Source organism: Chryseobacterium sp. UYP7, assembly GCF_056279225.1.
On sequence record NZ_JBWBQW010000008.1, the window covers coordinates 15,984 to 38,580 of the forward strand.

Sequence of the window (22,597 nt, forward strand, 5' to 3'; positions counted from 1 at the left end):
GTTAGTACCCGGGATTTTGCGGATTGAGATTGGGGTTAGCAAGCAGATCTCCCTGTGGCAGAGGCCACAAACGGTGATAACTTTTCCAATTTGGTTTTACTGCGATAAGAATATCGAGGCCGTTGTTTCTTTTGAGATCCAGAAATCGGTGTCCCATTTCCGCAAAGAATTCTTTTCGGTCTTCGAGCAACGCTTCAGCCACACACTTCTCTTTTGTGATTGTATCCATTATTACAGGAAGTCCTGCTCTCTGCCTTGTAGCGTTAATGAAAGGAACGGCTTCGTTCACCCTATTCTGTTGTGCCAGTGCTTCTGCAAGAAGGAGATAAACTTCCTCCAAGCGAAAAACAACAGAATATTCAGAAGTATTTTCCCCCGGAATTCGGTTTTTATATTTTTCTAAGCGGTAGTAAGTATTTTGATTAAATACGACTGGGGCAATCCATTGCTGTTTCCGCAGATCTTCAGCTGAAAAAACATTCACAAGATCCTGCGAGACGGCGTATGAAGTTGGTGCAGCATCTTCGAAATAGTACAGTGTTGCCTCCTTTGTAGCGTCACCCTGACTAAGTGGTTTGAGCTGCCAAAGGATATGGTTGCTGTTTTTATGAAATACCTGAGTAATGTCATTTTGAAATTGGTACATGGGACTCTGCAATATCCCTTTTAATGCCGATTCAGCACTATTCCAGTCCTTTTTTAGCATGAATACTTTAGCTAGCATTAGTTTGGCAACCTGCCGGTTTGGAATAATTCGTTCCTCGCTTCGATATTGTTCTTTGAGCAACTGAACCGCACTACTTAGGTCAGCCTGCAATTTGTCAAGAACCTCCTGCGATACTGTTTTATCAAGCGATTGATTCACCTTATAATCTGTACTGATCGGATAAGGGATATCTCCGAATAACTGTTGCAGGTAAAAAAAAAGAATAGATCTTACCACTAAGGCTTCACCTTTGATCCTGTCTTTATCTGCTAATTCCATGGAAACAGAATTTTCCGCTCCGCTGATTATAGCATTGGCCATATAAATTTGTTGATAAGCATCTGCCCATATTCTGGCGATATCAGTATTGGTCGGGAGTTGCTGATTCCGGTAAATATCTGTGGCACCATTGGTACTACCTAAATAATAGCCCTCCAAATCATCAGTGTAGCTTCCCAGTAATACCCCCAATCCCTCACCGGACAGTACTGAGTGATCATACAGACTCGCATATAATCCAGCCAGAGCAGCATTTGCTGTTTGTGCATCTTCAAAAACCTGGGTTGAACCTACCTGATTACCGGGAATTTCCACGTCAATTAAATTTTCGCATGAAAGAAAGACGTTCTGTGTGGCAAGAAGTAAGAAAATAAGAATTGTTGTATATAAAGATTTCATTTTTCGATTTTTAAAAATTTAACTGTAATCCAAAAGAATATGTTTTAAGGGAAGGCAGATAGCCAATCCCTATAAACTCCGGATCCATTCCAAAATATTTCGTGTAAGTGTACAGATTCTGGCCTTGAAAATAAATTTTGGCCTCTCTGAGAAGATTACCCGTCAAGGGAATGCGGTATCCTAGCTGAATATTTTTTAGCCTGAGGAAAGAAGCATCGGAGATCGCTGCAGTACTATTAATAAAATTGTAATGAGAAATGTACTTATCAAAATCCATCCCAGTACTGTAGGGCATATAAGTACCCTGTGGATTTTCGGCTGACCATACGTCCAATACTTCCACAGGCTGATTAAACATGTCTCCTGGAATTGTCGACATAATGCGGTTATAATTATAATTCCGTTGTTTTACAAACTGCAAAAGGAATGAAAAGTCCCAGTTTTTATATGAAAATTGATTGTTCCATCCACCAAAATATTTAACCCCTATATCCTCGGGAATCATATTATCATTGGGAGAGGTAATATCGCCATCTTCATCGAAATCTTTAAATTGATACATTCCTGTTTCTGGATTGATCCCTTCATATTGAAATACTTTCACAATGGTAATAGGCATACCGATTACATATTTGTTAGAATAAGTTGATCCTTCGAGATTCGGGAAAGAAATCAACTTACTTTTCGGGTAACTTATATTAAATGAAGTATTCCATTGAAACGAACCACCACCAACTGGTCGCCCGTTCAGCTCGATTTCAACTCCGGTATTTTCCACCGTTGCAGGAAGGTTCGCCAGAATAGAGGAAAACCCCGTCATGGAGGGCAGTTGATATCCTACCAATTGGTTGGAAGATCGGTTACGGTAAAAAGCGGTGGAGATATTAAGTCTGTTGTTAAAAAATCCTGCCTCCAGCGCCGCCTCCATCTTTGTTGTTTTTTCCCAGCTGTAGTCAGGATTATATAGACGGGAAGGCAACAGTCCCGGGATCCCATCATAAGTAAGTGAGGATACTGTGTAGGTATCTGCAAACTGATAATCTCCGATATTGTCGCTTCCTGCAGATCCATAGCTTCCCCGTATTTTCCCAAAACTCAGCCATTTCAGATCTCTGAGAAAATTCTCCTTCGAAAAAATCCAGGCGGCGCCTACTGCCCCAAAATTGGCAAATTTATTGTTGGGTCCAAACCGGCTGCTGCCATCACGCCTGCCAGTGACATTTAAAATGTACCGGTCTTTGAACTGATAGTTGACCCTGCCGTAAAAGGCTGCATACTTATAAATGTTTTGTACATCATCAGACAGAATTTTCAGTTGTGCTGCGCTCAGGTTTTCGATGAAAGCATCACTAATAAAACCGTACCCCTGTATAGAGAATTGTTGGTTGGTTTCCTGCTGGTAAGTTCCGCCTGCGAGAATGTCAAGTTCATAATTGTTTTTGCGCAATTTCCAGTTAAGCTGTGGTTCAATAATATAAGAAAAACGATCCTGCGTATTTTTGAATGCACTTGAATTTGCACTCGTCGTTCCCCAAAATGGAGCGTACTGCGTATGAGGTCGTAGCGTGATCTCCTTGAGGGACTGGTAGTTCACGCCGCCATTCAATCTGAGGGTTAATTGGGGAACCAATTCATAACTGAGGGTAATATTATTCAGGAATTGAAGATTTTTGTTGCCATAAGTGGCAGCCAGTTTTGCCAGAGGATTATCGAACGTATTATTTTCCCAATTAAGGCTACCATCTGGATGATACAGCAATGGGGCATTGGGAACCATCCAGATTGACTGCTGGGTAAGATCGGTGTTGATAAGATTGTTATTTTGAAGAGAAAATAAATTAGACATTCCAACGCGCAGCCGCTTATCGTGGGACTGATGGTTAAAATTACTGGAAATAGTGTTGCTCTTGTAATTAAATTCTCCTGGGAAAACAGTCGTTTGTTCGCTGTGTCCCAAGCTTAATAAAAATGTAGTTGTTTCTGTTCCTGCTGATATCGAACTCTGAATTTTTGAGGAGGTTGCAGTTCCACCAATAAGCTTCTTCTGCCAGTCCGTATTTCTGCTTTGATCCCACGTACCGTTGATATCGTATGCCTCATTAGGGTAGACCGTAATACCATCATTTAAGAAGGCCTGTCTGCGCATATCCAAATATTGTTTTGTGTTCAGAAGTTTGAGATTAGAAATAGCATTGCTGATTCCATAAGAAATATCGAGGCGGGCATCTGTTTTTCCCGATTTTCCTTTTTTTGTAGTAATCAAAACAATGCCATTAGCACCCCGCGATCCGTAGATAGCGGTGGCATCGGCATCTTTTAATATTTCAATACTTTCGATATCATTAGGGTTGATGGAATTCAGCGGATTAATGCTGCGTGCCGGCAATATCCCTCCCGAAAATTCCGAATTCATTCCTGAACTGATCGGAATGCCGTCGACTACATATAAAGGTTGGCTCCCGTCAACTCCGCTTGTTGAAAGAGTTCTAAGGCTGTTTTTTCCTCTGATCTCTATCTGGTATCCGCCTCCGGGCGCCCCACCACTTGATGTAATATTGACTCCCGCCATTCTCCCCTGCACTGCCGAAAGTACATTATTGACGGGCTGATTCTCAATATCCTTTGCGGTCACTTTCGAAATACTCCCCGTGCTTTCCTTTGCTTTCACATTGTAGTAGCCTGCATTCAGTACCACTTCTTCAATCGATTTTACTTTTTCGGTTAGGGAAATTCTGAAAGTGGTTTTACCGTCGGTCGTCATTTTCTGCTCCGTGTATTCGGGATGCCTGAAGATCAGTACCGGGTTTTCTCCAGTAATTTGGAGGGTGAAGGCTCCGGTTGATGAGGTAGTGGTCATTTGGGTAGTTCCCTGTTGAGTGACTGTTGCTCCCCTGATGGGTTTTTCTCCGTCGTTTACGTGACCCGTCATCGTACGGGTTTGCGCCTTGACTTGCGAGTGTACCGCAGAAAATATCAGGCAACCGGAAACAACTCCTATGGTTGATAGGATTTTTTTCATAGTTTTGTTAAGGTTTTTAGTTCATTATTGTTCTATTGACTGTTATTGCTCTTTCCTTCTGGGTCGTCAAACTTGTAGGGAAGGGCGTTTTTATTGCTGGGTGCAGGATGTTAGATGCCAGATGCCTAAAATTAGCACATCATCACATTGCCAAATCATCCCATTAATTATTCGGAATGTTTTAGGGGAAAGCGTGTAGAAACTTATGAAGAAGGGGTCACTCTCCCGCTAAAGACCATCCTTTAAAATAATTGATATGAATGTGTTGTTCTTTTATGAACTGTTATAAAAATAGATCATCGTTTTTATTATTTTACCATTGATCTGAACTGCACTTTTGTAGTGAAATTCGTAAATACTTTTCATGAACTCCTCATGAACTATCCATGAAGTATCCTAAGGGGAAACCATGAAGCATCCCAGAAGGATCCTCTGCCATTTTTTTTAGGTGACCCTTCCTAAAATAGCCAGATAAATTAACTCTTTTTTTCTTGGCTCTTTTTACTTTTGGCTTCAACTTCCCTCAGCCGGCAAAATTGATCGGATTGCCTTAGGGGAAAGCGTGTAGAAACACTTTTACAGTGGGGTTACTTTCCCGCTAAAGATCAATCCTTTAAAAGAGCATTGATATGAAAATTTGCTTTTTTAAGAGCTGTCGATGAAGTAGAGAATGTGTCTGTTCATGATTTTAGAGCATGAAGAGGTTGCGTATGTAATCTTATTTCCCGCAAAGCAATTAAGCCGCAATGGTTGTGCACACCATTGTAAATGTCGTAGATACTGTTTTCTGAGAGGCGGGCGCTTAGGGAATTGAGAATACTGGATACAAAACAGCGTGGAACTCAACATATCCGACTTGAGGTACTGGTATACCGTGTACACAGATAAGTGAGCCCACGCTTTAGCGTGAGCTACTATACTTATCCTCTCGTGTACTAAAATTACCAGTTTTCAAGTCGAGGTTCTAAGCAATAGCTTCTATTATTCTTTGAAGTATCGCAAAATTACATTTTTGACTGTAATCTTGAGACAAATATAATAAATATTTTCTATTCAATACATATTTGTATCGAATAATTTTATTAATAATCACAAATTTTACTGAATGCAAGAATTTAGTAATGAAGAAATTGATGCCTTAGGCTTACAAATCGGCTGTATAGTAAAAGTAGAAAGGTTAAGAAGAAGACTTTCACAAGATGATTTGGGTCTAATGTTTGAGTCCAATGGTACTACTATTGGCAGAATAGAGAGATATGAGAATTCTACTAGTTGGACTAACTTGCTTAAAGTATGCCGATTATTAGAGTTAGATTTTCACTCTCTATTTATTTTACAACCCCTAGAATCAATTTTATCAATCATTAAGGAATGTTTAAGTCTTGAGAAAAAACTTACAGCACAAAAAGAATTATATTATATCAATTTAGAAATTGCAGCGAAAGAAAAATTTTCAAAACTTAAATCCTGACGAGAGTTGCAATTTTGTTTTTACCGAAGGGTTAAAAGACAATTTTGGATTTTAGGCGGGGGTACCATAAGATTATGTGGAAGAAGGTTTTGGATATTGGGATATTACGTAAAAGTATTACTTCAAGGGAAGGAAACATAAACTATACACAAAACGATGATTGAAAAAGTATACCATTATACAGATATTACAACTTTAGGTTTAATATTAAAAAATAAAACTATTCGCTTCAAACGATTTGATTTGATGGATGATAGAACAGAAACAGACGGATTACCAGAAATGTTGAAAAAAAATTATTTCTTGTCATGTTGGGTCCTAGATAAGAATGAAAAAATTCCCCAGTGGGCGATGTATTCTCCGAACGGAGTTCGCATTGAAATGCCTGTTAAATGGTATAAGAAATTTCCTATACCTATTACAGGAACTGATCAGTATTTGGAAAAAATGCCAGTGGAAGATAGTCATCCAGCTAAAAATCTATTTTATCCAAGACCATTTTTCGACTGGTATCAAAATGGTCAGAAATATTACTTTGCACCTCCTATGGATGAGGAGGATGGGTTTATTGTCAAAGTTGAATATAATGAAAACTTCGCCACGTTAAAGAAGGAACACTGGAGAGAAAACGAAGATGGTAATGAAATTAGTTTATCTCACATAGCAGCACCAATTAGATTTAAAGATGTATATTGGTCATTTCAGGATGAAGTTAGATTTTATCTACATGCAAATTGCAAGCATGAAGAAAGGGATGGTCTTCCGGAATATATAGATCTCCCAATAGATGAAAATGCTTTGAAGGAGATAAAGATCAGAGTTTATCCTAATTGTTCAAAAGAGGACTTTCAACGAGTAAAAGATTTAGTCGCCGATAATTTTGCGACGTTGGATTCTACCGAAATAATGGAGCGGAGTCTTTTAGATGGCAAGTATTTCCCGAAAAACACATAGAATACAAAAAGATCCCGATGTCGGATTCGTAATCAATGACCTTTATTACACAGAATACTTTTTATAAAAGTCTCGGCTTTGACCTGACGAGAATTGGAATTTCTAGTTTTTATAAAAGGGTAAAAAAAACCCTTTCTGCTTTTACGGAAAACCGTAAGGTTCTAATATATAATGATCTTATATTTGAGAAAAAAATTATGCCAAATCACAATAATATTCCAATTTGGGAAGTTGACATTTATATTATTGGTCCTGTAACTATACAAAATAATATAAACTTTAGTACAAGAAAAGAATTAGAGCATCCAGACGCTTTTTATAGTAATATAAAAATACAAAGCCATGTAAATGGTTTTACGGCTACAATTAGTGCTTTTGCTCCAAATTCTTATTTGGCTGAAAAAGCCGCTATTTTATTTTTTGGTAGAATGTTGGATGTCTTGTCTCTAAAATTAAATTTACCTTTTCAATTGGATTTAGTTAGTAACATACTAGTACAAAAAAAATACGAAAATGTAAGAAGAATAATTGACCGAGAGGATTTTATAAGTTCTTTTAATGAAGCAAGACTACTAAGTTTAACAGAAACAACATTCTTAAGAGCTTTAAGTTGGTTTAGAAAAGGGCAATATTCCCAAGATCCATTTGATAGATTTTTAGCATATTGGAATTCAATCGAAACTGTCACTTCAAAATACAATCCTAATAAAACCAATTGCCAAGGTAAAGGTACAGTTTGCCATATCTGGGAATGTTTTAAAACTATTTGGGGTGAATGCGAAAACTGGGAATTTATTGGTGGTCAAAAATACTGGATTGATGAATGTAATACAATTCGTAAAAATATTGCACATGGCATTATTCCTATTGAGATTGAATCAGTTGGTGTAATTCTTGAAAAACTTCCAGAATTAGAAAAAATTGCAAATATATTCTTATCTGAATGGAGAGAATTACAATTAAATCCAACTATTACACCTGAAATAGAAGATAGATTTAGATAAAAAGTGCAGCTAATAACGGAGTATTAGTTTTGTTTGCAAGATGAGAAATGGAAGATAGGTTTAATTAAATGGGCTTAAAAAAAATTATTAAAGTAAATTTGGACATTTTGATATTAAGTTACACTTTGATTCTCCACAAAACTGCTAACCTTTAACCGACGTACTCCTAAAATTCTGCCTATTGCCGAATAAAAAACTTTCTTGTCCTGCAAATACTTGATTTTTTTATCTATGCGTAAATAATAATGATGCATCTAAATTGTTAGAAATCATTATTCCCCCCTGTATTCGTGTCATTTTTTACAGGGATACTGCTTTCAATTTCTTCAGTATTATTTCCAGCAGATCTGTTGATTTTTTTCTGAAAATAAAGATTTGGATATAAAGTTTCGAGTGTTTTTAGAGCTTCAGCAGATATTTGCACATACCAGCCTTCTCCAACCTCTCCATCATGTCTTGTTCCCATATTTACATTTCCATTCATCCAATAAACCGATTTGGCCATTATTTCATCTTTAACATTTTTCCAAGCAAAGAGCCTTCCTTGTACAGGATTCCATCCTAATTTTTTTGCGATTACAGGATTAAAGGCCAACCAATTATCTTTATTCTGTCCGAAATTCAAAATTTGATCTCTTTTAATGACTATGGAATCACTACAATCTTGAATTTCGCTATAACTTTCACTTTGATGGATATCTATAACTTCATATATTTCATCTGTGCCATAATTGTAAGAATATTCCTCATCGGACAATTGGCTCATGAATATTTCTGTAGGCAATTCCCAGTCTACATTTTTTAAAAATGTATATTCTGCAATAATGAAAAACCCCTCATGATTTATAATTTTTTCATTTAATCTGCCAGATTCTTCAATTCGATCAACCCAATTTGTTTTTACACCACCGTTTTCAACTTCTTTTATTTCATGGATAAAAGATGGTTTGTTATCGGCTGGAAATAACAGCATCGCTGGATCCTTCAAATCGAAGAAAGAAGCGATCTCGGACTCACCTATTACATTACAATCAATCAATTCTGCCGCCGCAATCATAACCGCTCTTCTCGCCGTTGCTATATAAGGTTTGCGGAATGAATGCTTGAAATCAATGTCAGTTAAATGGGCACGAATTTCTAGCTCATGTTTTTCGGACCAATTGTACTCATTTTCAATTTCTTTCATTATCGTTTGTGTTCTAAACATAATATTTTGTACGGGAAGGTTAGAACAGTCTGACAATATTCGTATAAGATGTAGAAAAGGACGAGTAAGGTATCTTGGGTCAGTTTCATTATTTGTAGTAATCATTAACTTTTTATCTACTATAAAGGAAGATTTTATTGTATTTGGGGGTAAATGAATTGAGTATATTCCCGGAAGTTCAGTGGTCTTTGGAATTAAGATTTTTTCTGCATAACTTTCAAGTACCTTTTTTGAAAATAATCTTTTTTCTAAATCACGTGATATGCTGAGTATTTTAAATTTTGATATAAAATCTTTTGCTGACGGAGAATCCATTTTATGTAAAAGTAATAAAACATCGAAAATAAGATCATTATCAATTGAGTCACCCTTAAAAATGTTGGTTGCATAATCGTTATTTAGATGAATGAACCGGGCGAGTAACAATTTAGAATTTTCCGAAACAAAGGAGATTGGAAAATCACACAAATAAATGATATAGTCAACAAGTGTTTTGTCAAAACTTATATTTTCGATAGACATTGAAGGTACATCTTTACTGACAACACTATTATTCATAAGCCTTTGGACATAAGAAAAAACCTCATTCCATATTTCAATTTCATTGACATTTTCTACTAAAAGCGGAATAATGTTATCTAATTCATCTAAAAAATATCCCGGATAATTACTAGCCTGTACATCCTGAGCGAATATTTCAAATGCTTTTATAGATGATAATTCGGAATCAATTTTACTCAACGCTTTAAAAGCATTAATTCTACTTCCACCATCGTAAGATACGTTCCAACCTGATTCGCCTGAAATTTCCAAACTTCTATTTGCGAGATCAAGTGCCAGAATGCGATCACCTTTTCTTAGTGCTACTTCGCTTAAAGTGGAGTAAAGTCCCGATTCCCTTTTTCGAATCTGCATTGTTGATGTAAGTTCCCTTATTTGTTCTACTGAAAAGTTTGAACTTATTTCCTTTATAATTAGAGACCAGTCAAAATAGGAATTTCCCTGATCTTCTCGTAGTATATATTGTTTTAAAAAGTCAAAATTAGTGCAGAAAGTAAGGATTTCTTCCTCACTCATTCGACAGTAAGGATTCTTCAATACAATATTATTGTGGCTGCCTGATTCACTTCTTCTTCCAATGTAGGGTGGTATCGAAAAGTTTTCTACAAAACTGCTAATTTCTAAATTTTTACTTTGAACAAATCTTTCAATATTTTTTAACAAATCATGTCTGTTGGTCTCAAATGCGTTTGTATTTATTTTTTGGATTATTGTTTCGAGATAATCTCTTAAAAATTTTACCCCGGAAAGTTTAAAGCCCTTTTCCAAAATATCATCTAAAATCTGAGTGTCTTCTTCTTCGGCAACTACAAGGTATAAATCTGTATACAATGCTATAAGCAATGTGTATTCAATATAAGTTTTAGTATTTCTAATAGCATGTTTTAAGAAGATTCTGTGGGAATCAATGAAATTGATAAGCCCTTTTTCAAGTTGCCACTTTAATTGTATCAGTCCACTATTCAGATTATGTTCCAGACCAGCTTCTAATAAATCTTCAGATGCGTGCCAGTATGCTCTTCCTTCTGTCGTGCTTTTAATGTGGTTTAGATGAGACAAAAACCATGTAATTCTATTTGCCGTACCTTCAGGATCTTTAGTATTTATTTTTTTCAGCCAATCAATCCATGTGCTGTATTGGTAATCTTTACGATAGCCTACACCAAACGACTGAACAAACGACTGTTTCAGAAAATATTCGGATTTGCTGGATCTGTTAATAAGTGAGTAAACATTAGCTTGAGATAAACATTCCTGAACTCGACTATCCAGATCTTGATCATCAAACATGAATTGTTCAATATTCTCCAACTGTTTTACTACAGCAGCTGAATTTTGGCCATTGCTAATTAGAGCAATGATAATGTTTCTTTGCTCTGAAGCTTTCCAATATTTAGGATTTTTCTCAAATTCTTCAAAGATAAATTCAGCAGTCTGCTGAAGAGCATCATCGCCTAGTTCTCCCACAGAATAAATAAGAAAATCGAAATACGCATCTTTTGCGCTAGTCAGTTTATACCAGAATTTGTGATGAGGAGTATATGCTCTATAGTAAAACCGCACAATTGGAAGGATGCGGTTTATGATATCTGGAATTTCCACATTTAATAAAGCATCTGTATAAATTCTTGTGGTCAGATATAGCATTCTCTGAAATAAGGCCAAAATTTCTTCATCTCCTTTTGCTTTAGGTACCGCCTCATCGATTGTACTATTTTTGTTACATAGATTAAGTAATTTATTCAGCCTGATCATTGTCTCAAACTCGTCAAGCGAGGTATCCAAACCTAATTCTTCGGCTATTTCAGCTGTAGTTGGATATCGTATTTCTTTAATCCACTCAAAGACTTCAATTCTATCTTCGGTTACTCTGTAGATGAGATCTGCAATGAGGATCTTTGTATCATCCGAAACAGCCTCTCTCATAAAGGATTTTCTTAGGATTTCCAAATAAATGTACGACCTATTTTTATCCTTTTCTACCAAACATTGTATTATAGCTTCTCTTAAAAGATGTAAAAGGATATTTTTTAATCCCTTATTCGCATCTGTATCTGATTTTTGAGCCAGTTTCAGAACCTTATTAAAATCATCCCATCTGTTTTGAGTAATCAATGTGTGACCTAATTGAAAAATAAGAGAATTTGATAGATCTTGATGAGGATCTTCAGAGATATGAGTATTTAATTCGGCTGAGATATCAATATTGCTGATAATGGCAATTACCACATCTATTTTTTCGAAGAAAACTGATGTACAAACCCATTCTTCCAGTAGGTTTTTGACTTCCTCATATTGAACAGAATCATCGATCTTTATCATTTGATTCATTATTATATCGGGGTATGCTAGATCGTATAATAATTGACCTTCTGTTTTGATATCTTTTTCTATAAATAACCTGGCGATACTTAATGCTGTGGCACGATCAGCGATCAGCGCCTTTCCGCTTCTTAAATATCCAATGGCATCATCTGTCCTCTCGATATTAATAAGTCCTTCGATAAAAGATAGCGGGTTGAAGGTGAAAAGCCTGCTTTGGATTTCTGATAGAGAGAATAAATATCTTAAAAGAAGCGAAATATTTTTTGTTCTTCTGGCTATTTCAATCCCCATTTTGGCATCCTGCTTCACTTCACCTGAAGGTCTAAATTCTAATAATTGTTCTGAAAGGTGTCCAGGAGTGACAATTTCAACAAATTTTTCAAAATCGTTGGCTTGGAACAGGTGGTAATTTGCATTCCATGAATTTACAACCTTCGAATTAAGATAGAAGGTAGCTAATCTTTTATGATAGTCCATATTAGCATTTTCATCAAAAGCATCTGTGAGGTAATTTATACTGGTTTCAGTCAATAAAAATTGTTTGAAGGAATTGTGAAAGAATGTAAGGGACTTATTTTCTTCATTAAAAAGAATCTTGGCTTTAGCTTTAAATTCTCTTAGAATATTACGGCTAACATTCCATTCTTCGATAAAGTTTAATTTGATACTGCCATGGATTCTTGATATGAGCCCTAGAAAATCTACAAGATCTTCTTCACTGTTAATGGGCATCCATAACTTTCTATAGTAGTTTTCAATGTTTCCGTCGATCGTAGTTAGTTCACTTAGCAATTCTTCAATTGAAGCGCTGTCTTCTATTCTGCTCGTAATGTAGGAGAGATATAAGGGATGACCTTGCGATTTCTCAAAAATTAGATCTTTCTCCATTTTAGTGACCGAAAAATTTAAGTTTAGTGCGTCTACATATAGATGAACGCTATATTTTGTCATAGCATCCATCCTAATAGTTCTCTCGTTTGTTCCGAATTCTTTTTTTATCTCTTGAGGAATATCTTGCAGTTCAAAAGACTGACTTCCCAAAACGATAATAATTCCTTCCGGTAAAACCTCAGGTAATGGAAGTTCTTTTAGGAAGGTGTTAGCCAAATCTTTGTATTCTCGTGGAACATGATCTAGTCCATCTATCAGGATAACAGTCTTTTCTCTGTTTTCTCTATATTTATTCCCAAGTATATTTAGCTGTTCAAAAAAAACATCTTTTAAAAATGCGATATCCTTATAGGGAAGTATTGGTTTTTGATATACACCTGCATCCTTCAGTTGGTATACTAAATCGAAAAGAAGGTTGGTTGCATTTCCTCTTTCATAATAGTTCATCGGCGAAGAAGGACTTAAAAAATCAAATGCGTAATATTTGATAACTTTTTCTTTAATGTTTTTCGACCATTGATTCAGTAAAGTTGATTTACCAGTTCCAGGACCGCCTATTAAAAACAAATATCCTTTTTCGACTTTGCTAAACTTCTCATTCAGTACATCAATTGTTGTCTGAATTGGTTGATAGGTTGGTTTATTTACAATTAATTCGTGATTGAAAATTGTTTTAAAACGATCATCCCACCCTAGTTCACTAATGATTTTAGAGTAGGAGAATTCAACAATTTTTTTAGGATCGGCAACCTTTTCGATGATGAGTCTACTTAAATTTTTAAGATCTTCCTCATCTTTATTTTGTCTTGCATTCTTTACACTGAATTTTTTTTGTTGGTAATTGTATTGGAAATCGAATAGGTTGATAAACTCATGAAACTCTTCTTCAGAATCACAAGTCTTTTTAAGATTTTCCAGCGCAGGTTTCCAGTTATCGTCTGGGCTCAAACCTGTCTTTATCTTATTGAGGACATCATAAATAAATTCTGAAAATGAAGCAGTTGTACCATCCTGTAATTTTATAAGGTCATTTTCCGATGCTCTTTTATTTGTTAGAAGATGTGGTACAACTATTTTTCCAGGATTATTGGCTTTGATTTTTTTCCAGCTTACTACTAAGCTTGGAAAAATTTTCAGAAAACTTGAGAATGATATTACTGCATCTGCTATGGTCCACTTTATTTGATATGCGTGTATTTCCGTGTATGTAGAATACTGTATATCATCTAATTTTTCAGCATGTGGATCAGCAACTCTTATCCAGTCCAGAGTTTTATTGATTAAATTGATATATACAAATCGAGCAAATTCATCAAACTGTGGTAGATAACCACCAATTGCTGCTCTTTCACCTTTTGCTGATATATGATTTTCTTCCATGAAATATTTGTTATACAAAAATAAAAGAAAGTTTAGAAATTGTTAGAAAAATTTTACTTTGGGGGAATAAAGATAATTTTATGTATTTACAATATATTTTCTCCAAAATTCTTCATATTGAATTAGAGATAATCTGAGTATAGATTTCCAATGATTAAATCCATAAGCATCTTTGTTTTCTTTTTCTTCATCTTCGATAAAAGTTTTTAAAAATTCCACGTCATTATTCAGTTTATAATTGGTTTTCAAGGCGCGAATAATTTCGGTAATTATTTCATTGGATTTTTCTCTCATCCTTTCTAAGAGATTCAACCTTCCATAATGGTTGCAAATTGTTCTATACAAATTAACTTCAATATTATCAGGATTATGTAAAGAAAAGGTTACCAACGGAATTTCATCTGCAAAATCAAATTCTGCTCTCAAATATTCTTTTTCAGGAAGCTCATCAAGATATAAATTTAGAAAAAGGCTCTCTTTTCCATTGAAACAAAAATTATTTTTTTTGCTATTACATTCTGGACAACAAGGAAATAAGTTTAAAGGATTTACTGAAAACTCAGGAAAATCAGCTTTCGGTATAAAATGATCTAACGAATTTACAGAATTCAAAGTACAATATTGACAAGTAGCGTTAATTGTTCTAACCTGTCCATCTAATATTTTCTTTTTTATTTTCTTAACTATAGAGGATTTATATTGGTACAAATCAATCATTATATCTTTCTCCACATCTGAAAAGTTATCTGAAACGACTTCAAAAATTTTTTTATTTTGAAATTTATCTAAATAAACTCCGTATTGTCGTTCAACTTTATTTTCGACAGAAATTAAAACTCTCTTGCTTTCGTTATCATTTTTATTACTTACCGCTTCTTTATGAATGGCAAAGCAGTCATCATTATAATACTTCAGATTCTTCATCTCTATTTTTTACCAAACTCTTTATTAAAATTTTCACATTTAAATTCAAGGGAACTTCTCCTTGAATAAGGTTTTCAATTTCTTCATAACTTTTTCCTTGCTCAACAAGCTTTTCAATACTTTTAAAAAAATATTTTGGCACATCTCTATTATTAAATATTTCCTCAGTTAAGGTAGATAAATTTTCTCCAAAAGTTTCAAACTCTAATTTTCTTATGCTTGGTACATTTTCTTCTTTTTCAAAAACATAAATACAATCAGAAAAAATCTCTCTAACAATTAAAGGCGAGTGCGTTGCAATAATACAGTAAGAATCAAACTCTTCCAATAATTGCATTAAGGCTGACATAAACTCAGTAATAGCATTAGGATGAAGGTGAGTTTCAGGTTCATCAAAAATCAACAATGAGTTATATCTAATATTAGCAATAATTTCAGTAATAATATAAAATAAAGCTAATTGACCAGAACTCATTTTATCAACAACTTCCGCAACTCTTTTAATGTTTATCTTCAATTTGACGAATTCATTATTTCGAAAATATTCTAAATCAATATCGCCACTCGGGATCTTGATAATGAGGCGTAGTACTTCTTCATCAATAAATTCTCTAATAATAAAAAAATATTTGTTCAAGACATTTTTTTCAGTAAGTTTTAATAGAGAAGCAATTAATCTAGACTTAATTTCATCATGAGTTAGAGGTCTTTTCTCTTCAATATCGACAAGTCCACAAAACAAATAATTAAAATCTAATTTATTTTTAATTTTTTCGTACGCATCAAAATAACTAAAAGATACTAGTATTATTTTACCGTAAAGAGGAATTCGAGGCTTAATTATTTCAGAATTTTTTTTAGATAAATTTTCAAGTAAATCCTTTATCATTAATGTTTTCCCAACTCCGTTTTTTCCAATAACACTGTATACTCTTTTTGCTATTGGGGTACTACCATTGAAATCAAAATTAAAATTTACATTCGATTGAGAATACAAAGGAGTAAATAAGTAATTAAAGACAAACAGGTCGGATATATTTTCATAACTAAGTTTATGTCGAATTGTTCTTAATATTTTTTCAGACACTTTATCATTTCTACATAATGAATCAATAAAGCCTTTTTCATTCTCAAATTTCTCATTGATTATTGGAAAGTAAGCCGCGTCATTTAGAGCCGCAAGAATAGAATCAAAATTATTTCCGAATATTTCTTTTAATTCAAAATAACTGTATTCATTTAAAAATAGGCTACAATACTCATTACTTAATTTATAAAATTCCTTTTCAATGACTTCATAAGTTCTATATTCTCCACGTTTTAATATTTTTATTTTTCCAATATTTAAATATTTTTTTTCGACGTCATAATATGATAGTTCAAATCTTGTTTTGAAACTAAAATCATCCCAAAAATCATACTCCAAAAGAAAGCAAGGATATTCTTTAATATCAACAATTTCATTTTTTTTGGTGACATAAAATAATATTTTATTTTCGGGTATATCAAAAACATTAAATCGTAAATCAATTTCTCTGATTATGAAAACAGGATTTCCGTCAGGATTTCGGGATTTAATTAATTTATAATTAAATTTCTCAATGTAGTTATTAACAATTGAGGAAATAGCTATACTATCCGGATTTGAAACCTCACTTATTACAATCTCTACAAATTTTTTAAATAACTCGTTATTTTCTAAGACTTTAAATCTATGTCTAAAAGTATAGTCATAATCCCAGTCATCGTTATTTACTAGATGCTGCACTGCATCTTCGTAAGCATTTTCAAATCTTTCATCTTCTGATGGCAAATCTTTTAAATTGATCAGCTTTGATAAGAAATCTATCAAAGTGAAATTTTCATTTAATGCAAATGGATTATTTAAGGAAATTATCTCATTGTAAATGCGCTCCTTTATTTCATCAGGTAATCTAAACTCCATACGTGGTTTTTAATAAGCAAAAAATCAATCTATTATTTGGCAAAATGTGATATTATTTCTTAATTAGCTAAAGTTTGATAAAAAATTCTATTGAAAAATATTTTCTGACACATTACTTTTACTGAAGAAAACCTCTTTAAAATTGACCTTAAGGAGTTTAGCAATATTTCTGTAATTTGTTATAAACAATTCACCTTTATGGTAAACTTGTATCTCTTCTGATATCATATGATCAAGACATGTAATTACCAAATTCCTATTGATATTATGTGAGTATTGGTTATCACATTTAATTGCATATTTTAAGTCATCAATATCTAGAAAATTAGCTCGAACTATTCCCTGATATTCATTATCTATGTTGGTCTCTGTAGAATTGTTAATTAGATGAAATGTAGGATTATTTTCTTTAAACGGACCGTTACCATGCCTAGTTTGATATGACCGTGTTACATAAAAAATTTCTGTATCTATAGATATTCCAGATTGCTTTAGCATTTCGACAGCATTTTCCGAAGTCGTATTACTTTTTGTTATGTAGGGTTTTGTCCCAAAATTTTGATCTATTAGAATACCTTGTGATCCTTCAAAGATAAAAGAATTCCAATTTTTAAATATTTCTTGTTCAGAATTGACAATAGTAAAGCACCCGTTTGCTTCTATTTTTTTTAGATAGTCAATTTGTTGCATAAAGAATAAATCTTCGCTTTCATGATCAAAATGACTGAAATCAAAAGAAGTCTCAATATTTATAAGTTTTCTGTAGTAGTTGCGAATCTCTCCAAGCTTTCCCATTAAAAACTTTTCATCATTAAACAAATCAGATACTGTTAAAGAAATAATTTGATTCCTGTCGATCGTTGCACCAAAGCCAACTCCGCAACTTCCCTTCCTTTTACTCCCAAGAGATAATTCCGAAGTCCTATTATATAAAATATCGTAATGAGTTGTCACTGGCGAATTACGATGAATGAAAAATTTTAAATCGATATCTAAATCTGAAATTTCTTCTACAAAATATGTTGGGGCAAAAGTGCAATATGCCGACCAATAAGTAGGTAATCCCCTAAATGTACCAGATCCCAAATTTGAGAAAATATGACTTTTACCAGTGGCTGAATTTACAACACAATGTCCTGCCTGATGGCCACCATTGAATCTCACAATTATTGAATCTGGACATTTGTATGAAAGAAAATCAGTAACAATTCCTTTTCCTTCATCGCCAAAACCCAGGCCGATAATTATAAATGCTTTTTTTACCATGTTGACTTATAAATGGCAGTCGGTAAATCTGAGGTCAATTCACAATCAGTTCCTTCGAACATAAACAAGTCGCTATCTTTATAATTTTCACAGAAAATAATTACTCTTTTACCTAGCGCTTTTGCATATCCAATTTCAAAGATTGTCCCAGGATCATTACCTGATAATATGGCTAAAACCACGTCACAATCTTCCAAATTTTCGATATCTTTTTTTAGCAATTCATTATTATCATCTCTATTTATTGATATGCCTGCATCATGGTATGGCGAAAAAACATCAACATCAAAACCTTCTAATACAGAATGTATTTCATTAATTAAAAATCTTTCAGCGATTGTAAAGAAAGGGCCAGCTAAATATATTTTTTTTCTCCCAGTTGGTGCTATGCTATCAAATTCTCTTGGTTCAGTTGATAAAGGGATATTTTTAGAATTACAATAATCAGCTGTATACTTTGAGGCATATAATGCTGATTCATGTGGTGAAAGTTTTTCAATAATCCATTTCCAAGCAAATACTGCAGAAAAAATATCGCCGCTACCGATTGGCCAAACTGATTCCGATTCAAAAATTGGAATAACCGTGCATTTATCTTCAAAAAAAACAGTTGCACCTTTTGCTCCATTCTTAATTACGACTACTTCTGCACCTTCGGTTTTTAATAAATGTTTGCCAACTATTGTAAGATTATCACTAATGTTATCGCTTAACAACATTGCCTCATTTTTATTAAGAATTAAGGCTAAATGTTTTGCTTTTGAGTTTGTTTCTTTAAAGCCTACGTGATTCTGCGGGTCGTAAACCACATATTCACCGTCAACTGAGCAATCACATTCGATCATGCCGTAATAAAGAATGTTTTTTGCTTTTAATGGTGGTAACTTGAAATTATCAATGGGCAAATTATAAGGGGTTGGTTTTGATAATGGATGATAGTAATCAAATACAACTGATTCTTCTTGAACTTCCATGTGACCTTTGATACCATATAGAGAAGTTTTATAATCAAATTGACCCTTTAACTCCCTGCCAATTGAGGAATGATAATTAATTGTAATTCCTTTTTCACTCAACGCTACTGCTCCTCTTAACCCAGAACCAAAAAGATCCTCATACTGGGGTTCATGACAGACTTCATAGTACGTTCCTCCAACTATATCAATCATGGAATAGTTATTAAATTCTGTACTACTACTCTACATGAATTACTATCCAGTTCAACTATTGTAGCTTTAAATTTATATCCTTTTTTCATGCAAATTCGCAATTGAATTACCTGTGGCGCATCTAGTGTGCCACATAAGAAACCATCTGACAATGCATTTACCAATTGCATATCGGGCTCCAAATCAAGTTGCAAAACATCTCCAATGTTTAAAGTTTGTATTTTACTTTGCAACTTTTTAAGAACTGCTTCAAATTTAATTTTTAAACATTCTTCATCACCATCTTGGAGATTCCCTCCTACTGTTGCTCCAGCTAATGGTCTGCTGTAATTCAGGCTTCCGCCTCCACCTCCTTTCATCGTATTAGTTTTATATTAGTTTATGTATGAATTTCTTTTATCAAGGGCATAAGGTTTTTAACCCACTTCTTTCCATCATTATTTACCCATTGTGCGATTCCATTTTCATGATTTTTCTCCAAATATAATAGGATTGCACCGTCGCAGTTAAATCTTTTAACAAACTCTTTTAAAATTTGCTCATCTGACAATTCTTGTAAATCGCAAAATTTGTTATCTTTAATCATAGGTTTTATTTTAAAGTAAATTTAAATTAAAATATTATAATTAATCGAAAAACACATTTTATCTCCAATATTTATCCAGCCTTCGACGTTTCTTCCTTGAGAAATCGTGATCCCTCTCATTCAATCGCCTCTACTTCCCTCTCCTGTATTTCAATTTCAGCCTCTTCCTGAAAGCTTTCCCATTCCCGTTCCAGATTTATATTGTTCTTTATCGCTTCATTAATCGCAAGACTCTCTCTATATTGTCTGGCTTCTGCAGCCATGGTCCATTTCCCAGTGATCCCCAAGTCATTTACAGTATCCCTGATCTCAATTATACCGATCTTAAAAAATTCTTTCCTCGGATTCACTTTGTTCATTTGCAGTTTTAAAAACCTTTTATGAAGTTGCCGCTCTAGCGAAGGTGCATTGTCGCTGTAGATCATCGCATGAACATCAAATTCGAAGGGCACGCTTGCATCCCCTAATTCTCGGATGCGATCTAACGGCTCCAATCTTCTTGTCATACCGATTTTGAAGACATCCTCTCCAAAGGATCCGATATTCGAAATAACATATACATTTCCTGCTTTGGTCTGTTGTGCCATTGAAATTGCCCGCTGATTTTTTTCTTCAGCAGTCCTCAACTTTTCTTGGAGATCGTTTAATTGATCCAGGAACTGTGCTTTCTCCTCCTCATTGGCTTTCTCTACTTCTCTCTGCGCTTTTTCAATTAATTTTTTCAGGAGTTGCTCTTCTTTTTCAGCTTCTTTAATTGCTTTCTCATATTCGCGTCTGGCTTTTTCTTCTTCCCGTATTTGTTCCCGGATAAGCCGTTGCTCTTCTTTTTCTGCCCATTTCAGTTCCTGTACAATGACCGCCCAATGCAATTCATCTACCCTAGAATTTAAATATTCGGTTGTGATTTCAGCATTTCTAAATGCTTTTCCGTTATTATTTACAATGTAATAAGCATCTTTCATTTTTTGCTCCAGAATACCATAATTGTCTTTTTTAACTTTAGATAAAATAGAATCAATTTTACCATTAAAGGCATCGAGCACAAAATTAACCGCAGTTTTTTTTCTGTTTGATTCTACATAGTCACATTTAGCAGCCAATTCTGTTCTTACTAAACTGTTATTTCGATCCCGAGCAATTTTTAATTGCTGCCCCGCCTCTGTATGGCCAAATTCTTCTGCTAAATCGTCTAAAAGACTAAAAGTTGGTTTCAAATACTCGTCACCATATCCTTTTATAATATTTTTCATGGCAGTGACCGTCTTTTGATATTCTTCAGCATTTTTCATTGCTTCATAAGCACTACCTGCAATTTCTATCGCTTTTTCTTCTGCGAGCTGAATAATCTTAGCAGATTCATGTACTGATGAATCCAATTTCACTTGTGATTGTTCGAGTATTAATTTAGACTGATTTCTAGCAGCATTTAGCGTCTCCTCTGCTTCTCCTCTAATTTTTGTTTCATCATTCAGAATATTCAACTTGTAGTCTTCTGCTGCACTAATAATTAATTGAGCATTATGACCCGCATCTGCAAGAAGTTCATTGGCTTTCTTCTCCGTGTCAACGATTCCCTGATATTTATTTAGCGAAGACACCTGTACATTCAGGCCTGTTACACTTTGATTTAAATTCTGATTGGTGGCTGTTAAATTAACATTGACTGTTGTTAATTCCTGAATTTTTATTTTGAATGCTGTGATTTCCTTTTTCTTCGCATTGATTTGGCTTATAAAAATGAGGAGGAGTAAGAAAATAACAAATAGGAGAAATAAGGTCATCGGCTTTTAGTTTTGAAGATAATTAAATTGGTTGTAAATTTTTATAAATATATGACAATTCAGCAACTATGATTTGTGGTTTTCCGTAATGAGCTAATATATTAAACAGATAATTTTGTTTTGTAAAAAAAATATACAATGCTAAAAAAATTATGCTTTTTTTCTGGAATCCTTTTTATCACTACTCTCTCCTACGGACAAGATGTTAAAAAAGAAGCAGAATCCGTAAAAACTAAAATGGATGTCTTTGCGTCGAAAACCGGTAGTATCACAAAGTTTGTCGATAATAAACTACCCAACCTATCCGCCTCCTATGGGTCTGCAGAAACAAGAGTTAGAAAAATAACAAATGGAGTAGCTACGGCGTACTTTTATCAAATAACAAAAGAGGGCAAATAAAGCAACAGTGTTGCCTCAATCGAATACGCCGATCTGATTGAATTGTTAAAAGCTGTAAAAGTTCTGAAGGGCAAAGTCGTCAACGATATTGCCGCTAACTCAGACTATATGGAAAACAAATTTGTGACTGTTGATGGTTTTCAGGTTGGCTATTACGTTAGTAAAGGAAAAGCTAATTGGTATATCAAACTTGAAAAATTTGGAACAGATAATACCTTTTTTATTAATGATGGCGATACCATTGAAACAGCATTTACCGATGCGAAAAGTAAAATTGATGAATTGAAGAAGTAGCTTCTCATTTATTGCAATTAACGAAAAAGGCTCACCG

Annotated in this window: 15 protein-coding genes and 1 pseudogene; 5 read left to right on the forward strand and 11 right to left on the reverse strand. The window is 34.1% G+C overall.

Annotated elements, in window-relative coordinates:
- Position 1 precedes the first annotated feature (1 nt).
- Together ACZ9HT_RS14525 and ACZ9HT_RS14530 are read right to left on the reverse strand one after the other, a co-directional pair.
- Complete coding sequence (locus ACZ9HT_RS14525) at positions 2-1,384, reverse strand: RagB/SusD family nutrient uptake outer membrane protein (RefSeq protein WP_476041219.1); 1,383 nt, start codon at positions 1,382-1,384, stop codon at positions 2-4.
- Positions 1,385-1,394: 10 nt separating this feature from the next.
- Entirely contained in the window at positions 1,395-4,403 is a 3,009-nt protein-coding gene (locus tag ACZ9HT_RS14530) for a SusC/RagA family TonB-linked outer membrane protein (protein ID WP_476041220.1), read from the reverse strand.
- Positions 4,404-5,508: 1,105 nt separating this feature from the next.
- On the opposite strand from ACZ9HT_RS14530, the gene ACZ9HT_RS14535 reads away from it, so the two are divergent.
- The 3 genes from ACZ9HT_RS14535 (at position 5,509) to ACZ9HT_RS14545 (ending at position 7,832) form a co-directional block, all read left to right on the forward strand.
- Complete coding sequence (locus tag ACZ9HT_RS14535; protein WP_476041221.1) at positions 5,509-5,874, forward strand: helix-turn-helix transcriptional regulator; 366 nt, start codon at positions 5,509-5,511, stop codon at positions 5,872-5,874.
- Between the two features lie 156 nt (positions 5,875-6,030).
- Entirely contained in the window at positions 6,031-6,828 is a 798-nt protein-coding gene (locus tag ACZ9HT_RS14540) for a hypothetical protein (RefSeq protein ID WP_476041222.1), read from the forward strand.
- Between the two features lie 35 nt (positions 6,829-6,863).
- On the forward strand, positions 6,864-7,832 hold the full coding sequence (locus ACZ9HT_RS14545; protein ID WP_476041223.1) for a hypothetical protein: 969 nt from the start codon (positions 6,864-6,866) through the stop codon (positions 7,830-7,832).
- Positions 7,833-7,945: 113 nt separating this feature from the next.
- Here ACZ9HT_RS14545 and ACZ9HT_RS14550 read toward each other — a convergent pair.
- From ACZ9HT_RS14550 to ACZ9HT_RS14590, 9 genes and pseudogenes are all read right to left on the reverse strand, one after another.
- Positions 7,946-8,062, reverse strand: a pseudogene (locus ACZ9HT_RS14550) (invertase); the annotation flags it as partial.
- A 32-nt stretch (positions 8,063-8,094) separates the two neighbouring features.
- Entirely contained in the window at positions 8,095-14,196 is a 6,102-nt protein-coding gene (locus ACZ9HT_RS14555; RefSeq protein WP_476041224.1) for a hypothetical protein, read from the reverse strand.
- Positions 14,197-14,274: 78 nt separating this feature from the next.
- The gene (locus ACZ9HT_RS14560; protein ID WP_476041225.1) at positions 14,275-15,120 is read right to left on the reverse strand and encodes an HNH endonuclease signature motif containing protein; all 846 of its coding nucleotides are present in this window, start codon (positions 15,118-15,120) and stop codon (positions 14,275-14,277) included.
- Positions 15,098-17,065, reverse strand: a complete 1,968-nt coding sequence (locus ACZ9HT_RS14565; protein ID WP_476041226.1) for an AbiJ-related protein — start codon at positions 17,063-17,065, stop codon at positions 15,098-15,100. The genes ACZ9HT_RS14560 and ACZ9HT_RS14565 overlap by 23 nt, the downstream gene beginning before the upstream one ends.
- Before the next feature lie 87 nt (positions 17,066-17,152).
- On the reverse strand, positions 17,153-18,331 hold the full coding sequence (locus tag ACZ9HT_RS14570; RefSeq protein ID WP_476041227.1) for an adenylosuccinate synthetase: 1,179 nt from the start codon (positions 18,329-18,331) through the stop codon (positions 17,153-17,155).
- On the reverse strand, positions 18,325-19,500 hold the full coding sequence (locus ACZ9HT_RS14575) for a PfkB family carbohydrate kinase (protein ID WP_476041228.1): 1,176 nt from the start codon (positions 19,498-19,500) through the stop codon (positions 18,325-18,327). Before ACZ9HT_RS14575 ends, ACZ9HT_RS14570 begins: the two co-directional genes overlap by 7 nt.
- Positions 19,497-19,859: a hypothetical protein gene (locus tag ACZ9HT_RS14580; RefSeq protein ID WP_476041229.1), complete on the reverse strand. Its 363-nt coding sequence runs from the start codon at positions 19,857-19,859 to the stop codon at positions 19,497-19,499. The genes ACZ9HT_RS14575 and ACZ9HT_RS14580 overlap by 4 nt, the downstream gene beginning before the upstream one ends.
- 20 nt (positions 19,860-19,879) lie before the next feature.
- Positions 19,880-20,086 (reverse strand): hypothetical protein, encoded by a 207-nt coding sequence (locus ACZ9HT_RS14585; protein WP_476041230.1) that lies wholly within the window; start codon positions 20,084-20,086, stop codon positions 19,880-19,882.
- A gap of 116 nt (positions 20,087-20,202) precedes the next feature.
- Positions 20,203-21,867, reverse strand: a complete 1,665-nt coding sequence (locus ACZ9HT_RS14590) for an SNIPE associated domain-containing protein (protein ID WP_476041231.1) — start codon at positions 21,865-21,867, stop codon at positions 20,203-20,205.
- Between the two features lie 138 nt (positions 21,868-22,005).
- Here ACZ9HT_RS14590 and ACZ9HT_RS14595 point away from each other — a divergent pair, with 138 nt between their 5' ends.
- Both ACZ9HT_RS14595 and ACZ9HT_RS14600 read left to right on the forward strand, forming a co-directional pair.
- Positions 22,006-22,266, forward strand: coding sequence for a hypothetical protein (locus tag ACZ9HT_RS14595; protein ID WP_476041232.1), 261 nt, complete (start codon positions 22,006-22,008; stop codon positions 22,264-22,266).
- A 108-nt stretch (positions 22,267-22,374) separates the two neighbouring features.
- Entirely contained in the window at positions 22,375-22,560 is a 186-nt protein-coding gene (locus ACZ9HT_RS14600; protein WP_476041233.1) for a hypothetical protein, read from the forward strand.
- Positions 22,561-22,597: the final 37 nt, after the last annotated feature.

Coding starts and splice junctions, on each gene's coding strand:
- ACZ9HT_RS14525 (WP_476041219.1), bottom strand. CDS start 1,384: ATGAAATCTTTATATACAACAATTCTTATTTTCTTACTTCTTGCCACA.
- ACZ9HT_RS14530 (WP_476041220.1), bottom strand. CDS start 4,403: ATGAAAAAAATCCTATCAACCATAGGAGTTGTTTCCGGTTGCCTGATA.
- ACZ9HT_RS14535 (WP_476041221.1), top strand. CDS start 5,509: ATGCAAGAATTTAGTAATGAAGAAATTGATGCCTTAGGCTTACAAATC.
- ACZ9HT_RS14540 (WP_476041222.1), top strand. CDS start 6,031: ATGATTGAAAAAGTATACCATTATACAGATATTACAACTTTAGGTTTA.
- ACZ9HT_RS14545 (WP_476041223.1), top strand. CDS start 6,864: ATGACCTTTATTACACAGAATACTTTTTATAAAAGTCTCGGCTTTGAC.
- ACZ9HT_RS14555 (WP_476041224.1), bottom strand. CDS start 14,196: ATGGAAGAAAATCATATATCAGCAAAAGGTGAAAGAGCAGCAATTGGT.
- ACZ9HT_RS14560 (WP_476041225.1), bottom strand. CDS start 15,120: ATGAAGAATCTGAAGTATTATAATGATGACTGCTTTGCCATTCATAAA.
- ACZ9HT_RS14565 (WP_476041226.1), bottom strand. CDS start 17,065: ATGGAGTTTAGATTACCTGATGAAATAAAGGAGCGCATTTACAATGAG.
- ACZ9HT_RS14570 (WP_476041227.1), bottom strand. CDS start 18,331: ATGGTAAAAAAAGCATTTATAATTATCGGCCTGGGTTTTGGCGATGAA.
- ACZ9HT_RS14575 (WP_476041228.1), bottom strand. CDS start 19,500: ATGATTGATATAGTTGGAGGAACGTACTATGAAGTCTGTCATGAACCC.
- ACZ9HT_RS14580 (WP_476041229.1), bottom strand. CDS start 19,859: ATGAAAGGAGGTGGAGGCGGAAGCCTGAATTACAGCAGACCATTAGCT.
- ACZ9HT_RS14585 (WP_476041230.1), bottom strand. CDS start 20,086: ATGATTAAAGATAACAAATTTTGCGATTTACAAGAATTGTCAGATGAG.
- ACZ9HT_RS14590 (WP_476041231.1), bottom strand. CDS start 21,867: ATGACCTTATTTCTCCTATTTGTTATTTTCTTACTCCTCCTCATTTTT.
- ACZ9HT_RS14595 (WP_476041232.1), top strand. CDS start 22,006: ATGCTAAAAAAATTATGCTTTTTTTCTGGAATCCTTTTTATCACTACT.
- ACZ9HT_RS14600 (WP_476041233.1), top strand. CDS start 22,375: ATGGAAAACAAATTTGTGACTGTTGATGGTTTTCAGGTTGGCTATTAC.